Annotated in this window: 2 protein-coding genes; both read right to left on the bottom strand. The window is 46.4% G+C overall.

What is annotated here, in order from left to right:
- On the bottom strand, positions 1-592 hold a 592-nt coding region (locus tag ACE01T_RS17575; RefSeq protein ID WP_395519784.1), incomplete at its 3' end, for an IS66 family transposase zinc-finger binding domain-containing protein.
- Positions 593-666: 74 nt separating this feature from the next.
- On the bottom strand, positions 667-1,083 hold a 417-nt coding region (gene tnpB / locus ACE01T_RS17570; RefSeq protein WP_395519783.1), incomplete at its 5' end, for an IS66 family insertion sequence element accessory protein TnpB.

Below are 1,083 nucleotides of genomic sequence, written 5' to 3'. Positions count from 1 at the left end.
CCGGCATTGCTTGTTGGGTCAGTGTGTCACATTGATCACACACCCATTTGCCACGCACATGCTGTTCCTTATAGAACTGTGCCGGTCTGAAATTCAGTTTTTCACTGATATCTTCACCGATACGACGCAGTGTGCAGCCACAGGCACATTCTGTCGATGCAGGTTCATGCTCAATACGGATGGTGTATAGATGATCTGGCAGCAGTCGACGTTTAGGTTTGTTGGCTGGGGCTTTCTGCGCAGCTGCATTCGTTTTATCTGCATTCAGTCGTTCCAGTTCCAGATCAACCGCAGCAATATCTTCTTCAACCGCTTCGTCCCATAGGTGGATTTGTTTTGCGGTTAGATGTTCGTTTTTACTGCCGAATTTATGCTGTTTAAATAGCGCAAGTTCATGCTCGTATTTTTGGTTGAGAATAGAAAGGTGTTGAACTTGAGCATCTAATTGCTTATTTGATACTTCAAGATGCTGAACTTTGGCATCTAATTGTTGTTTATCTTCTGCGAGTTGTTGATGCTGCAGCGCCAACTGCCGGGTAAATTCCAGCAGTTGTTCATGGGTCAGTTGGCTTAAATCAGGCAGCATTTTCATGACCACAGTATGGCTGAGATCATGAATATGTGTAAATAAAACGTTTGGAGAATAGCAGAATGGATGAGCTTTGTTTAGAGCATTGTTACCACTTGCTGCAGACCGATTCTTTGCCAAGCTAAACCTTGGATCAGTGCCTGTAACTGCTCCCGACTGATGGCTACTGTTTCACCTTGGTGAACCTGAGCCCAGTGAAATTTGCCCTGTTCCAGCCGTCGGGCACACAGCCAGATGCCCAGTCCATCATGCACCAGTACTTTCATGCGATGGCCACGTTTATTACAGAACAGGTAAGCACAATGCGGTTTGATATAGCCAAAGGCTCTCAGCACCTGAGCCATGGCAGTATCCATACCTGCACGCATATCCATCGGCTGGGTAGAGAGCCAGATTTCATCGATACGGATCATTTGATCAAGCCCTGAATTAAAGGCAGTAATTCCTTTGCTGATTCCACCGGCCAGTCGATCTCGATCATCTGATCCCTTGCG

Origin of the sequence: Acinetobacter uliginosus, from assembly GCF_044130295.1 — a bacterium.
Taxonomy (GTDB): Bacteria; Pseudomonadota; Gammaproteobacteria; order Pseudomonadales; family Moraxellaceae; genus Acinetobacter.
The sequence above is the reverse complement of the archived record's forward strand: the minus strand, read 5'-3'. Positions and strand labels throughout refer to the sequence as shown.